Origin of the sequence: Actinoplanes lutulentus (genome assembly GCF_003259845.1) — a bacterium.
GTDB classification, from domain to species: domain Bacteria; phylum Actinomycetota; class Actinomycetes; order Mycobacteriales; family Micromonosporaceae; genus Actinoplanes; species Actinoplanes lutulentus.
The window spans coordinates 245,543-257,689 of sequence record NZ_QLMJ01000008.1; the positions used below are offsets into that span (position 1 = coordinate 245,543).

Annotated in this window: 14 protein-coding genes and 1 pseudogene; 3 read left to right on the plus strand and 12 right to left on the minus strand. The window is 68.9% G+C overall.

Annotated elements, in window-relative coordinates:
• Window positions 1-23 precede the first annotated feature (23 nt).
• The 6 genes from B0I29_RS19570 to B0I29_RS19595 form a co-directional block, all read right to left on the minus strand.
• Complete coding sequence (locus tag B0I29_RS19570; protein WP_111650449.1) at window positions 24-584, minus strand: O-methyltransferase; 561 nt, start codon at window positions 582-584, stop codon at window positions 24-26.
• A 63-nt stretch (window positions 585-647) separates the two neighbouring features.
• Complete coding sequence (locus B0I29_RS19575; RefSeq protein ID WP_181557880.1) at window positions 648-908, minus strand: hypothetical protein; 261 nt, start codon at window positions 906-908, stop codon at window positions 648-650.
• A 111-nt stretch (window positions 909-1,019) separates the two neighbouring features.
• Window positions 1,020-2,408 carry a chromate efflux transporter gene (chrA, locus tag B0I29_RS19580; RefSeq protein ID WP_111650450.1) on the minus strand — a complete coding sequence of 463 codons (1,389 nt, stop codon included), beginning with the start codon at window positions 2,406-2,408 and terminating at the stop codon, window positions 1,020-1,022.
• A 37-nt stretch (window positions 2,409-2,445) separates the two neighbouring features.
• Window positions 2,446-3,900, minus strand: coding sequence for a sensor domain-containing diguanylate cyclase (locus tag B0I29_RS19585; RefSeq protein ID WP_146616823.1), 1,455 nt, complete (start codon window positions 3,898-3,900; stop codon window positions 2,446-2,448).
• Between the two features lie 42 nt (window positions 3,901-3,942).
• A complete protein-coding gene (locus tag B0I29_RS19590) occupies window positions 3,943-5,163 on the minus strand; it encodes a GAF domain-containing protein (protein WP_111650452.1) in 1,221 nt (406 codons plus the stop codon).
• 44 nt (window positions 5,164-5,207) lie between these two features.
• A complete protein-coding gene (locus B0I29_RS19595) occupies window positions 5,208-6,431 on the minus strand; it encodes a multidrug effflux MFS transporter (RefSeq protein ID WP_181557881.1) in 1,224 nt (407 codons plus the stop codon).
• 20 nt (window positions 6,432-6,451) lie between these two features.
• Here B0I29_RS19595 and B0I29_RS19600 point away from each other — a divergent pair, with 20 nt between their 5' ends.
• On the plus strand, window positions 6,452-6,829 hold the full coding sequence (locus B0I29_RS19600; RefSeq protein WP_146616824.1) for an ROK family protein: 378 nt from the start codon (window positions 6,452-6,454) through the stop codon (window positions 6,827-6,829).
• Between the two features lie 18 nt (window positions 6,830-6,847).
• Here B0I29_RS19600 and B0I29_RS19605 read toward each other — a convergent pair whose 3' ends face one another.
• The 5 genes and pseudogenes from B0I29_RS19605 to B0I29_RS47800 all read right to left on the minus strand — a co-directional run bounded on the left by B0I29_RS19605 (window position 6,848) and on the right by B0I29_RS47800 (window position 9,866).
• Entirely contained in the window at window positions 6,848-7,027 is a 180-nt protein-coding gene (locus B0I29_RS19605; RefSeq protein WP_220091361.1) for a Flp family type IVb pilin, read from the minus strand.
• Between the two features lie 208 nt (window positions 7,028-7,235).
• The gene (locus B0I29_RS19610; RefSeq protein WP_220091362.1) at window positions 7,236-7,415 is read right to left on the minus strand and encodes a Flp family type IVb pilin; all 180 of its coding nucleotides are present in this window, start codon (window positions 7,413-7,415) and stop codon (window positions 7,236-7,238) included.
• Window positions 7,416-7,670: 255 nt separating this feature from the next.
• Window positions 7,671-8,210 (minus strand): hypothetical protein, encoded by a 540-nt coding sequence (locus B0I29_RS19615; RefSeq protein ID WP_146616825.1) that lies wholly within the window; start codon window positions 8,208-8,210, stop codon window positions 7,671-7,673.
• Between the two features lie 361 nt (window positions 8,211-8,571).
• The gene (locus B0I29_RS19620; protein WP_111650456.1) at window positions 8,572-8,931 is read right to left on the minus strand and encodes a hypothetical protein; all 360 of its coding nucleotides are present in this window, start codon (window positions 8,929-8,931) and stop codon (window positions 8,572-8,574) included.
• Window positions 8,932-9,112: 181 nt separating this feature from the next.
• A pseudogene (locus B0I29_RS47800) lies at window positions 9,113-9,866 on the minus strand (DUF6928 family protein).
• Window positions 9,867-9,947: 81 nt separating this feature from the next.
• Here B0I29_RS47800 and B0I29_RS19630 point away from each other — a divergent pair.
• Window positions 9,948-10,475 carry a hypothetical protein gene (locus tag B0I29_RS19630; protein ID WP_245972621.1) on the plus strand — a complete coding sequence of 176 codons (528 nt, stop codon included), beginning with the start codon at window positions 9,948-9,950 and terminating at the stop codon, window positions 10,473-10,475.
• Window positions 10,476-10,541: 66 nt separating this feature from the next.
• Window positions 10,542-11,081, plus strand: coding sequence for a hypothetical protein (locus tag B0I29_RS19635; protein ID WP_111650457.1), 540 nt, complete (start codon window positions 10,542-10,544; stop codon window positions 11,079-11,081).
• 68 nt (window positions 11,082-11,149) lie between these two features.
• Here B0I29_RS19635 and B0I29_RS19640 read toward each other — a convergent pair whose 3' ends face one another.
• Window positions 11,150-12,124 carry an aldo/keto reductase gene (locus B0I29_RS19640; protein WP_111650458.1) on the minus strand — a complete coding sequence of 325 codons (975 nt, stop codon included), beginning with the start codon at window positions 12,122-12,124 and terminating at the stop codon, window positions 11,150-11,152.
• Window positions 12,125-12,147 lie beyond the last annotated feature (23 nt).

A 12,147-nucleotide genomic window follows, 5' to 3' on the forward strand; every position in this document is an offset into this window, starting at 1 on the left:
CGTACAGCGCCGCGGCACGGCATTCAGCGGCGGACGGCCAGGATGAACCCGCTGCCCACGGGCAGATCGGTGGTGACGAGGTCGTCGTGCTCGACGAGCGTGCGACGGATCCCGGCGACGATCGCGACATGCTCGGGCTCGGTGTAGCGGCCCGGGTCCATGTCGTCGACGAACAGCACGCCGCCGTCGGCGAGGGCGGCGATGGTCAGGTCCAGGCCGGTCCACTTACCAGCCGGCGCATCCGCGAAGATCAAGTCGAACGTGCCGAGGTCGGGCAGCAGCGCCTCCGCGTCACCGGTGAGCACCTCGAACCGGTCCGGCAGACCGGCGTCCCGCACGGCAGCGGCGAGGTCCTCGTCGCATTCCACCGAGACGACCTGCACGTCACGGCGGTCACCGAGGCCGTGACTGATCCAGGCCAGCCCGGCGCCGGCCCCGGTTCCCAGCTCGAGAATGCGGCCGCCCGGACGCACCGCGGCACTCAGGGTGGCCAGCAACTGCCCGGCGAGCGGTTCGCTGGAGTAGCCGAATCCGGCCGTCTTGGCCCGAAGATAGGCGGCTGCTACCGCGGAGGGTTCAGTCATTCCCGGAGCATAGAAACAGTCGGCAGAGGAATCGCCGCTGATTTCCACGGCCTGAGACAGTCGTCAGTCGGCGGCGGTGAGCAGCCGGACGACCTGGTCGACGTAACGGTGGCGCTCCGCCTCGGCGGCAGGCAGGGCCCCCGGCGCGACGTGCGCCATCTGCGCGTAGCCCAGGTAGGCAGTGACGGCGAGCAGCCCCCAGCGCCGGGCCTCCTCAGCCGGCCAGCCGAGTGCTGCGAACAGGCCTGCGGTGTACTCCACCCGCCGCTCGGTGACCCGGGCGAGCACCGGGGCGACGTGCGGGTGGTCGGCCGCGGCAAGCATCGCCAGGCGGATACCTCGCCGTCGTGCGCCTGGTGCACCCCCTGGTGGTCAGTGCGATGCTGCGCCACGCCGGCCGAACCACCGTCGCCCCGTGGCGTTCCACGGGCAGGGTCACACGCCCGGCAATCCCGTGAGCCCGGCGACCAACCCCAGGACCGCGCACACCCCGAGCACCCGCAACACCGGCCACGACCGCCAAAAGATCAAAACCGCCGCTGCCGCGGCAATTGCCAGGGGTACGGGACGAGCACTGCCGAAGTCCGGAAGAAGCACGTGCAGCGGCCCGAACTCAACCTCCCGCACCGCGCTGAACAGCGTATGCACGGCGAAATACAACCCCAGGTTCGCGATGACCCCGACAACCGCTGCGGTGATGCCGGTCAGCGCCGCCGACAACGACCGATTGCCGCGCAGCCGTTCCACATAGGGCGCCCCGAGCAGAATGAACAGGAAACACGGCACGAACGTGACCCACGTGGTCAGCAGCGACGCCACAACACCGGCGACCCACGGGTCCAGACTGCCCGGATTGCTGTAGGCACCGAGGAACGCGACGAACTGCACCACCATGATCAGCGGCCCCGGGGTGCTCTCGGCGAGAGCAAGACCACGGACCATGTCACCGGCGGACAGCCAGGCGTAGTGCTCGACGGCCCGCTGCGCGACGAACGCCAGGACCGCGTACGCCCCACCGAAGGTGACCACGGCGGTGCCGGAGAAGAACAGACCCTGCTGGGTGTAAACGCTGCCGGCGCCGGTGACCATGGCGAACACCGCGACCGGAAGGAACCAGGCGGCCAGCCCGACGATCAGGATCGTCGCGGTCCGCCGCCGCGACGGCTGCTCGTGGTGCAGCACGTCGTCGGAGATCAACGGCTCAGGTCCCGGCGTCGCCGTACCGTGCCCGCCGCCGGACTCGACCAGCCGCGGCCGCCACCGGTGCAACGCCCAGCCCGCGAGAGCGGCGGCCGCGATCACGACCGGGAACGGCACCGCGAATCCGGCCAGGGCCAGGAACGCGAGCACGGCGAAGACGACCAGGGTCCGGCTGGTCAGCGCCCGCCCGGAGACCCGCCACACCGCTTGCACGACGATCGCCACCACCGCCGGGGCGAGCCCGGCGAACAGCGCGGTCACCACCGTGGTGTCGCCGTAGCCGACGTAGACGGCGGACAACCCGAGCAGCGCGACCACACCGGGCAGCACGAACAACGTCCCGGCGACCAACCCACCGCGCAGCCCGTTGAGCAGCCATCCCACATAGATGGCAAGCTGCTGCGCTTCCGGTCCGGGCAGCAGCATGCAGAAATTCAACGCGTGCAGAAACCGCTTCTGCCCGATCCAGCGCCGCTCGTCGACGAGATGCCGCTGCATGACGGCGATCTGCCCGGCCGGCCCACCGAACGTCTGCAGCGAGATGCTGAACCAGACCCGGACAGCCTGCCCGAACGGCACGACATCACCGGCCGGCAAAGTGGGGGTTTCGGGGTCGGTGGTCACCGCAGCGATTCTCCTGGCTCGCGGTTGATCGCTGCAATCAGCCTCGCTCGGAAACCGCTTCGGCACGCTGCTCGATGTCGGCGGTGATGCGGGCGCGGCCGGCGCGTTTGCTCGCGTACAGAAGCTGGTCGGCGCGGTGCAGCAGCGCGTGCGGACCCTCGCGGCCGTCCCAGCGGGCCAGGCCGGCCGAGAAGGTCTGCCGCTGCGGGGTGACGGCCAGCAGCCGATCGAGCACCCCGGTCGCCTCGGCCGCCGTGCAACCGGAGAGCAGCATGCCGAACTCCTCGCCGCCGTACCGGGCCAGCACATCGCCGTCGCGGACCTGCTCACGCCAGGCAGCGGCGGCGGTGGCCAGGAGTTCGTCGCCGGCCTGGTGGCCGTACGTGTCGTTGTACTTCTTGAAGTGGTCGAGGTCGATCAGGGCGACGAACAGCGGCTGGCCGGTGGCCGCGCTGTCGGCGACCGCGGCGGTCAGGCGTTCGTCCCACTGGCGGCGGTTCGGCAGTCCGGTCAGCGCGTCGTGCTGGGCGAGTTGTGCCAGCCTGCGTGCCTGGGTTTCGACACGGCGCAGCAGCCCCGCCATGCGTACGCCGACCAGCAGGAACAGGGTGACCGAGCAGATGCCGGTGGCGAGCCAGTTGTCACCGGAGTGACCGGTGGCGCCCTGGTAGAGCCCGACGGCCGGCGGCAGCAGGAGGGTCACGATGAGCAGGATCAGCCGGGGCCGGACGAACGCCGGCGGCTGGGACAGCGGCACGGTGAGCCGCCGCATCGACGGGTGCCACACCGCCGCCGCGGCCACGCTGTTGGCCAGCAACGACAGGACGTCGGTGGGCTGGCTCCGCCCCGGCGACGCATCGTCGCCCATCACGAACAGGATGTCCGAGACCGCGGTCAGCAGCAGCGCCACCAGCAGCAACCGGTAACTCGCGGTCCGGGCGCCGGGTGTGGTGACCAGCAGCGAGACGAGAACGAACAGCACGATGTCGCCGGCGGCGACCACGACCGCATCCGTTCTCTGACCCCACGGCAGCGTCGTGTCGGCGACGACCGCATCCAGCATGAAGATCCAGTAGAGCAGTCCCAGGCTGGCCGCCACCAGGCCGGCGTCGATCAGCGCCGTGCGGTCGTGGGCCCGTGCGCGGCCGCGGATCAGTCCCACCAGCGCCCAGCACATCAGCGGATAGCCGGCCAGTTCCAGCGCGCCGCTGACCGGCGACGGCGGCGGATCGGACGTAGCCCGGTCGATGACCGTGCTGGCAAGCCAGGCGGCCAGGCCGACGATGAAGGCGTACCAGGTCCCGGGTTGATCCGGCCGGTGGAAGCGAACGCCACCAACCACCGCGACGACGCAGCTCGCGCCGATCAGGCCGTAGCCGGTTGCCTGCCACCCGGCACCCGCCGGCAGCAGTGTGTAGGCGAGGGTCGCGGCGATGCCGACGACCAGGCACGTCTGCCACGCCGGCATGCCGCGAAGTCGACCGATCGGCACAATCCGCTCATCGGCACCCTCAGCCGCCGGCTGAGTGGGAGGTCAGCGGTTCAGATAGGCCGCGAGCCCACCGAGTTCCTCGCTGGCGATGAACACCGACCGCACGTTGATGATGGCCTCCTCGACATGGGACGGGCACCCCCATGCCGCGTCACCCCACGAGTCCGCGATCTTGATCTCGGCCGGTGCGCTGCATCCGGCGCCGCCGCCGAGCTGGCAGCGTTCCGGATGCGGTTTCGCGGCCAGCGTGGCCGCCGCCGCGTCCATCTGAGCAGCGAGTTCCGCCGCCGCGGCCGCACGCTGCTCGGCCTCCGCGCGCAACTCCCGCTCGGCCCGCATCGCCTCCGCCAGGTCGTCGTGCGCGGCCCGCACCCGGGCCTCGGCGGCGCGTTCGGCCTGCTCACTGTGGTGGCGCTCAATGGCAAGAGCCGCCGTCCCGGCGAAAACCCGGGCCAGAGCGAGGTCACTTTCCTGGGGTACGCGCGGAACCCGGTGATACATCGCGAAGGTGCCCAGCAGACCGCCGTCACGGGCCAGGATCGGCGTCGACCAGCATGCGGCCAGTCCCGCCTGAACGGCCAGTTCCCGGAAGTCGTCCCAGAACGGGTCGGTACCGATGTCGGTGACGATGACCGGTTCCCGCCGGTGCGCGGCGGTCCCGCACGAGCCGACGCCGTCGCCGGTGGCGATCCCGTCGATGGCCTCGTTGTAGAACGCCGGCAGGCTGGGCGCGGCGCCGTGGCGCAGGTGAAGCCCATCGGGATCGGCGAGCAGCACCGAGACCAGGACCTCCTGCGGCGCGAGTTCCTCGATGCTGCGGGCCATCCCGTCGAGCACGTCGGTCAGCGGTGCCTGCCGGGCGATCTGCTCCAGCAGGGCCCGGTGCTCGGCCATCAGGAGCTGGGCGTGCCGGATCTGGGTGGTTTCCACGCCGATGACGCAGATCCCCGGCACGTCGCGGCGCGGCTCGTAGGTGAAGTCGAAGAACGCCTCCCGCGCGCCCAGCTCGACGCGCACGTCACGGCCGGTGTACGCCTCACCGGTGGCGAGAACCTGGTCCATCAGCGCGATGAACCCCTGCTCGTCCAGGGTGGGCGCGAGCTGCGCGAGCGGGATCCCGGTCCGGCCCTGGTCGTCGCCGATGGCGGCGAAGAACGCCGGGTTCGCCGTCTCGACCAGGTGCGAGGGTCCTGAGAGAAGGGCGAACACGGCGGTGGACTGCCCGAACAGCGCCCGCTGATCCTCTGCCGGATCTGCCGTCATGGTGTGCTGCGCCCTCTCGCCTGCGGATGTGTGAAACCGTCAACCTACGGGAGCGTGGCGGTACCCACTTCACGCGGCTCCGTAACCGGCGAGTTGTCCGGGTCGAGGGTGTTCTTGCGCAGGACGATGCTCGCCACCGCCGCGCAGGTGAAGAAGAACGCCATGCACGACGCCATCGTCAGCACGGTCTGGCTGCCGAGCAGGCCGGTCAGCGGGGTGGTCAGCGCGCCGGCCAGGAACGGCAGCCCGCCGCCGAACGCCGACGCGGTGCCCGCGGCACGACGGCCGGCGAACTGGGCGATCGCGCCGTTCGACGGCAGGTACATGCCGAGCCCGGCGGTCATCACGGCGAGGCAGACCCACACCACGGCCAGCGGCGGCCGGTGATCGGTGGCGACCAGCGAGGCGGCGAACAGCGCCAGCACCCCGGTCGTCTGCACGGCGATCGCGCATCGGCGCAGCACTACCGGTCCCGTACGCATGACCAGGAGCCGGAACGTCACGCTCGCGGTGACCATCGCGGTCGCGTTGGTCGCGAAGATGATCGTGTACATCGCGGTGCTGACGCCGAGGCCGTCCTGCAGCACGAACGACGACCCGCCGATGTAGATGAAGAACCCGGCCGTGGTCATGCACTGGACCAGCACCGGAGAGGCGAAATGCCGGTCGCGCAGCAGGTCGGCGGCGCGCAGCCGCAGTTGCGCCAGGCCGCCGGGGTGGCGGCGCTCGGGCGGGAGGGTCTCCGGCAGTTTCAGGTACGCGGCGATCACCATGGCGGCACCGACCGCGGCCAGGAACCAGAACACGATGCGCCAGCTGCCGAACGTGACCAGCACACCACCGATGGCGGGCGCGATGACCGGCCCGATCAGCGACACCGACGACAGGGTGCCGAACATCGCCGAGGCGGCCCGGCCTTTCCAGGCATCGTTGACCACGGCCCGGCCGACGGCCACGGCGGTTCCGGCGGCGATGCCCTGCACGGCGCGTTCGGCGACGAACAGCCAGTCGTTGGTGACCAGCGCACACAGCACGGACAGCACGGTGAACACCACCGACGCCGCGATGATCAGGCGGCGCCGGCCCCGGGAGTCACTGACCGGCCCGGAGAGCAGCTGCCCGGCGGCCATGCCGACGATGAACGCCGTCATCGTCAGCTGCGCCATCGACGAGGTGGTGCCGAGGGTGGTCTGCACGTCGGGCAGCGAGGCGATGTAGGTGTCGGTCGACAGGGTGCTGGTGCCGGTCACCAGCACCAGAGCCACCATGCTCGGCTTCCGTATTAAAGATGACATCACTCAAACTTTCCGTCGGATCCCGTCCCAGTCTCCAGCTCAGCAACGTGCCCGCAGCACGGGGTTACGGTGACTTCCTGGAAATGGGAACCGACGAAGCGTCGCGGATCTTGCATGACATCGGGCGGGCGCTCGGCCGGCCGCTGGCGCACCTGTGCACCTTCCTCGACCCGGAACGCGTCATCGCCGACACCACCATCGGTCCCGCCATCGAACCGATCGTGGCCGGCATCCGCGAGGCCTTCACCACGCACGCGCCCCCGGTGATCGCCCGCGACGTGACGATCAGCCTCAGCCGGCTCGGCGGCGCTGCCGAGCTACGCGGCGCGCTGGAGCTGCCCCGCGAGGCAGCCCGCCGCCCGTCCGTCTGAAGCCTGTCGTTCCGTGCGTCAGATAGCGGCCATCAGCGACGTGATCAGCGCCTCGATGTCCTTGCGGAGGTTCGTCACGGCGAGAATGAGCCCACCGGCGATCAACGCTGCGAGCAGCGAGTACTCAACAGCCGTCGCACCCTCGTCCGACTTGTGCGCGGCGCGGATGTACGAGACCAGCATGCCGATGAACTCCACGATCAATCCCCCAGGTTCTCGCAGGCCGTCCGGCTTGGCGGCCTTGCGTCAGACTTATCGGACCGCACAGCCACTCGTCTGATAGCCAACCGGTTGCCCCGGGTTGCGGATCAGCTACCGACCGCAGAATCCTGGAAACAGACGATCCGCGAACCCTTGGACAAGGATTCGCGGATCAGGTCCAGCTCGCTATATATGTCGAAGTCCGTCAGATGGCGGCCATCAGGTTCGTGATCATCGCCTCGATGTCCTTACGAAGGTTCGTCACCGCGAGAATGAGCCCACCGGCGATCAACGCCGCGAGCAGCGAGTACTCAACAGCCGTCGCACCCTCGTCCGACTTGTGCGCCGCGCGGATGTACGAGACCAGCATGCCGATGAACTCCACGATCAATCCCCCAGGTTCTCGCAGGCCGTCCGGCTTGGCGGCCTTGCGTCAGACCTATCGGACCCCCGAGCCCCTGGTCTGATAGCCAACCGGTTGCCCCCGGTTGCGAATCAGCTGCCACCTCGCGGTGCGAGATCCGGCGCCGGCTCCCTTGTCGGTACGCCCAAAGCCTGCTGATCTTGGCGGCATCGTGATCTGGTGAACCCGCGGTTGTTCGGTGTCTGTCCCCTCGTGGACAGCGCACTCGATCCGCCGTCACGGAAGGCTCGGCAAGGCCGCCAGAACGTCGTCGAAGGCACCGGCATCACACCGGTTGTCTCTCGGCCGTGGCAACTCGTCAGGCAGACCCGCAGCGGGCAACTCCCACCAGACGTGAGCGGCGCCGACCCGCTCGACGGCCTGATACCACTGCCGCAGCGGCTCGATCAGCCGGACATGAAGGTCGAAGTTGCGCCGACGCCGGCCAGGGTCCGTGTCACGACGCCGCCGGAGTTCCCCCTCCGCAGGCACGGAGACCAGCACAAGATCCGCAAACCCGAGCCGTCCCGCCGCCACGGCCGCGCGATGAGCAGCGACCTCGGCCTGCCAGTGCGGCTCGGACACCATGCCGATCCGGGCGAGCGACCAGGCATAGTGCAGCTTCAGCGGATCGTCGTCACAGACCGCCAGCCCACCACGCCGCTCCTGCCGCTCAGCCTCCCGCCACCGCCGTGCGTTGACCTCGCACCAGAACGCGGCCTGTTCGGCAGGCTCCGGTCCCGGCAGATCGTCGCTGCCCGGACCGTACTCAGGCACCGTGTCCTCCGGAAAGTGCCGCCGACACCACGTCGTCTTCCCGGCAGCGCTCGGCCCGGTCACCACCACGATCACCACACCGTTCTACCGCACGCCGCGCACATTTCCGCCGCAGGCTTCTCGTGGAGAACCGCACGCCGACGGCGTTCGTCACCCACCAGCCGACCGCCTCAACCCTGTCCCATAGCCAGCGGATGATCTAGTGCCGCGGTGCTGAGCGCCTCCGTCGCGGTCGTCGGACCGCAACGCATCCGAGTGCTGCGCCTCGGCGTGCCGTTGCTGCTCGCGCTGGATGAACAGCACCAGGTCGCCGTGATCGGCCACAACGGCCGCCAAGAAGGGACCGCCATCCGTCGAAGACTTACCCGCTCAGCTCGTTTTCGAGAGCCGCAGCCCGGCGCTCCAAGTCCGCCGCGATGCCGTCCCAATCCGGGCCATGCATCCAGAGGCTTAGTGCGGCCTCTCGCATCAATGCCGGATCATCAGGCCGCTGGAGAAGCACGAGCCGATAGGCCAGGTTGCGTACCCACACCGGAAGGAGCCCGTCAGCCACGTTCGGACACAACTCGTGCAGCATCGCCAGGATGTCCTCCGCGTCGGCGAAGGTCAGCGTCTCGATGAAGTACCGATCTTCGTAATCCAACGAACATCGCGGCACAACAGCAGGCCGGTACTCGTCGCCATAGCGGCATCGGGCGTGTTCCGTGAGCGTGCTGTGCATGCCGTGGACCTTAAACAGGGCTTACCGACAAATGCGTCGGCGGGGCAGCCCGAAAGGCGACAGAAGGCGACCTCAGGCAGAAGGCACGGCGCAAACGGTCGACCCGGCCCCGATGTTGTGACTTTGCGCCGTCACTCCAACCAGAAACGCACTAGATCGCGTCGCAGTTCTGGAAGTCCGATCAAAGCTCGCCGTCGGCGAGCTCGCGCTGCGTGCCATCGGGCATCATCCGGTAGCGGCGCGCCGGTCTCATCATCGCCACGAGCTGCGTCATCCTGGCATCGCGTTCGGCCTGTTCCCTGCCGGTCGGGTCGGCGACCCGGAAACCGTGCATGTGAACGTCGAACGGATCGATGTCGCCGGGTTCGGGACGACCTTCGAGAATGAACCCGAAGAGTGCACGCAGGGCCTGCCCACCCAATTCCAGCGGGTGGAACGGAAGAGGGTACGGATTCCTCGGAGAGAAACGGCTCGACCGGATGCTCGCCGGCCCAGTACGGCAACTCGAAGTCGTACGGCTCGCCGATGTTCTCCCCGACGCCGGCATCCGGCGAAAGGCTGAGCGAGCGGATGAGCTCACCGTTCTCCCATACCGCGAAAGCAAACCAGTCAGAGCTCGAGTGCATCGCGTGCATGATGATCCGCCGGCCCGCTCCAGCCTGAAGCAGCCGGGCCGGCAGTCGTGATGGGAGATCGCAGACGAGCCGCCGATCGCAGAACAATTCGGCACCGGCCACCACGGCCACGTAACTGGTGTCGTCCGGCGGATAGCTGTAGTCACCGACGGAGCCCTCGCCGATCGGTGTCACCTCGTAGTCAGGATGCAGCTCACGCACCAGGCCGATGACTTCTGCCGAGTCCGGCCGGGCTACTCCGCGCAGGGCCGGCCGCAGATCGCCGTCGGTGAAAGCCAGCAGTGCGGTCTTCGCGCCCATCTGTTCCTACCTCCAGCACGCGTCACCAGCGAGATCCGATAATGACTGGCGTGCCGACCGCCCAGCGCGTCAGGGTGGGGCGTGATCACCATTCAGCGGGTACGCGTCCGGTGGGGCGCGGCGGCGCGCGGGGCGCAGCACGCGAACGCCCGCCGTGGCCTGTCCCGTCCGGCGGCCCTTCCGTCGTTCATGCCGGCCGACGACGTGGTGATCCACGAGGTACTGGCTGATGAGGCAACCCGCTACACGCCCCACGACCAGGTAATCAGCGGCGGAACGGATCGAGCCCGTGACCTCGGCCTGTGGCTGTCGTCAAAGGAATCGGCGCTGGTCGTCGACCGGTTGCCGGGCCATGCCGCATATCCGCGGCAGAGCGGCCCGGCACGCCTCTTCACACTCCTGCCCGGGCAGATCGGCCGCTATCGCGCGAACTTCCGGTACTGGTTCACCACCTGCCCCTGCAATCCGAGCTGGTACTACGAGGACTGGCACGTACTCATCGCCAACGGCGCGATGGAGACCGAGGAGTTCATCTCACGCGAGCCGGACCAGGACGCCGACCATCGAGTCCATCTCTACGGCGGATCGAGACGGCCGGCCCGGCGGTAAGCGAATGCCCGACGTGCACCAAAGTCGATGGTTGGCACGGGCTCGCCCGCCATGAAGAGTGTTCTCATGACGTGCATCGTCGGGATTACGGACGGCAAGGTCGTCACCATCGGTGGGGACTCGGCGGGGAGCGACGGGTGGCACGTCGCGGTGCGGTCGGATTCCAAGGTCTTTCAGGTGGGGCCCTACCTGATGGGCTTCACGACCAGTTACCGGATGGGTCAGCTCCTGCGCTACTCCCTGACCGTCGGTGAGCCCGACACCTGGGACGTCGACCGGTTCATGGTGACCACGTTCATCGAGGCCGTCCGAGAGTGCCTCTCCACCGGCGGCTACGCGAAAATCGAGAACGGCCGGGAAGAAGGCGGCGAATTCCTCGTGGGCATTCATGGCCGCCTCTATGTCGTCGGCGGCGACTACCAAATCGGGCACACCATCTCGGGCTACGCCGCCGTAGGCTCCGGCTACCTGGTCGCCCTGGGGTCACTGCACTCCACCGCCAGGTCGCCGATCAGCAGCCGACAGCGCGCGGTGATGGCCCTCGAGGCGGCGGCCGAACTCACCGAGGGCGTCCGCCCACCCTTCACCGTGGTGCAGTCGGAGTGAAACCTCCGAGCGCAGTCCCGCACCGGTGATGGGTGGAGCGACGTTACCGCGAAATTGGCTACACCCGCTCAGCGTTCGATGGCCTTCATCTGCGCCTCGGTGTGATGCTCGCCCTCGGCAGGGGTCAGCGCGTCCAGCGCCGCGATCTGCGACGCCGTCAGCACGACCGCGTCCGCCGCGACGTTCTCCTCCAGGCGGCTCACCCGCTTGGTGCCGGGGATCGGGACGATGTCCTCACCCTTGGACAGCAGCCACGCCAGCGCGACCTGCGCCGCCGTAACCCCCGCCTCGTCGGCGATCGCGCGCACCTCATCAGCACTACGCACATTCCGTTCGAAGTTCTCCCCGACGAACCGCGGGTTCGTCTTCCGGAAGTCGCTGTCGTCGAGATCGGCGGTGGTCCGGACCGCGCCGGTCAGGAAACCCCGGCCGAGCGGCGAGTACGCCACCAGCCCGATCCCCAGCTCCCGCAGCACCGGCAGCACCTCTTCCTGGTCCCGGGTCCAGAGTGAGTACTCCGACTGCACGGCCGTGACCGGGTGCACGGCGTGCGCCCGGCGGATCGTGGGGATCCACGCCTCGGACAGCCCGATGTATCGGATCTTGCCCTCGGCGACGAGCGCGGCGAGCACGCCCATGACGTCCTCGATCGGCGTGCCGGGGTCGACCCGGTGCTGGTAGTACAGGTCGATGAACGAGGTGCCGAGCCGCTTGAGCGAGCCCTCAACCGCGATCCGGATGTTCTCCGGGCTGCTGTCCATCCCGCCGGGTGCGCCGCCGGTGTGCGAGACGAGGCCGAATTTGGTGGCCAGCACGACCTGGTCACGGCGGCCGCGCAGCGCCTGGCCGACCAGTTCCTCGTTCACGTACGGCCCGTAGACCTCCGCGGTGTCGATCAGGGTGACGCCGAGGTCTATCGCCCGGTGGATGGTCCGGATCGACGCGGCGTCGTCGCTGCCGGCGCCGGTGTACCCGTGCGACATCCCCATCGTGCCCAGGCCGATCCGGCCGACCTCGAGTTTTCCGAGCTTCGCAGTACGCATGCGATCCAGTCTGCCAGCGAAGC

Excerpts from the sequence above, each read along its gene's own strand:
- B0I29_RS19570 (WP_111650449.1), bottom strand. The coding sequence starts at position 584 with ATGACTGAACCCTCCGCGGTAGCAGCCGCCTATCTTCGGGCCAAGACG.
- B0I29_RS19575 (WP_181557880.1), bottom strand. The coding sequence starts at position 908 with ATGCTTGCCGCGGCCGACCACCCGCACGTCGCCCCGGTGCTCGCCCGG.
- B0I29_RS19590 (WP_111650452.1), bottom strand. The coding sequence starts at position 5,163 with ATGACGGCAGATCCGGCAGAGGATCAGCGGGCGCTGTTCGGGCAGTCC.
- B0I29_RS19595 (WP_181557881.1), bottom strand. The coding sequence starts at position 6,431 with ATGGTGGCTCTGGTGCTGGTGACCGGCACCAGCACCCTGTCGACCGAC.
- B0I29_RS19600 (WP_146616824.1), top strand. The coding sequence starts at position 6,452 with ATGACATCACTCAAACTTTCCGTCGGATCCCGTCCCAGTCTCCAGCTC.
- B0I29_RS19620 (WP_111650456.1), bottom strand. The coding sequence starts at position 8,931 with ATGCACAGCACGCTCACGGAACACGCCCGATGCCGCTATGGCGACGAG.
- B0I29_RS19635 (WP_111650457.1), top strand. The coding sequence starts at position 10,542 with ATGACGTGCATCGTCGGGATTACGGACGGCAAGGTCGTCACCATCGGT.
- B0I29_RS19640 (WP_111650458.1), bottom strand. The coding sequence starts at position 12,124 with ATGCGTACTGCGAAGCTCGGAAAACTCGAGGTCGGCCGGATCGGCCTG.